The sequence below is a fragment of the Streptomyces sp. NPDC004609 genome, assembly GCF_042873655.1.
GTDB lineage: Bacteria > Actinomycetota > Actinomycetes > Streptomycetales > Streptomycetaceae > Streptomyces.
On sequence record NZ_JBIALS010000107.1, the window covers coordinates 1 to 1,085 of the forward strand.

The 1,085-nt window shown below is 66.5% G+C and carries 1 protein-coding gene; it reads left to right on the forward strand.

All coding sequences use genetic code 11. The annotated features are described in order from the left end of the window. Window positions 1-1,048 (forward strand): IS256 family transposase (locus ACFYT4_RS36230; protein WP_389279194.1); only part of this gene is annotated, 1,048 nt, incomplete at its 5' end. Window positions 1,049-1,085: the final 37 nt, after the last annotated feature.

Consider the following 1,085-nt stretch of genomic DNA (forward strand, 5'->3'; position numbering starts at 1 on the left):
GAACTCCCGCAACGGGACCTCGCCCAAGACGGTCCTCACCGACGCGGGGGCGGTCGCTTTGGCGGTGCCGCGGGACCGCAACGGCGAGTTCGAACCGCGTCTGGTCCCGAAGAACGCCCGCCGCCTCGCCGGGTTCAACGACCGGATCCTCTCCCTGTACGCCCGGGGGATGAGCGTGCGCGACATCCGCTCCCATCTGGCCCAGATCTACGGCGTCGAGGTCAGTCCCGACCTGATCAGCAAGGTCACCGATGCTGTCGTGGACGAGCTGGTGACCTGGCAGAACCGGCCCCTCGACGCGGTCTGGCCGATCATCTACATCGACGCGCTGTGGGTGAAGATCCGGTCGGGTTCGGTGACCTCGAAGCCGGTCTGTCTGGCCGTCGGCGTCGACATGGACGGCCGCAAGGACGTCCTGGGCCTGTGGGTCGGAGCCGAGGGCGAAGGCGCCACCACCTGGATGGCAGTGCTGTCCGAACTGCGGAACAGAGGCATCGAGGACGTCTGCATCGTCGCCTGCGACGGGCTGAAGGGCCTGCCCGACGCGGTCACCGCGACCTGGCCCAAAGCCACCGTCCAGACCTGTGTGATCCACCTGACCAGAGCCTCGCTCAGGCTCTCCTCGGTACGGGACCACCCCAAGCTGGTCCCGGCCCTCCGGGCGATCTACACGGCCCCGACGGAGCAGGCCGCCGAACAGGCCCTCGACGCGTTCGCTGCATCTGACCTGGGTGAACGCTACCCGGCGGTGGTCCGAGCCTGGCGGTCGGCCTGGCCTGAGTTCACGCCCTACCTGGCGTTCCCGCCGGCCATAAGGACGGTGGTCTACTCCACGAACATGGTCGAATCGATCAATTCGCGGCTCCGCAAGGCCACCCGCAACCGCGGTCACTTCCCCTCGGAACAGGCCGCGCTGAAGGTCCTCTACCTCGCGGTCCGAGAACAGATCAACCCGAAAGCGCGCGACAAGAACCACGTCGCCGCACACTGGAAAGAGGCACTGAACCAGTTCTCACTGTTCTTCGAGGACCGGCTCAGCGTCCAATGACACCAGCCGACTTACACAAGATCCCTGACACGTCCGA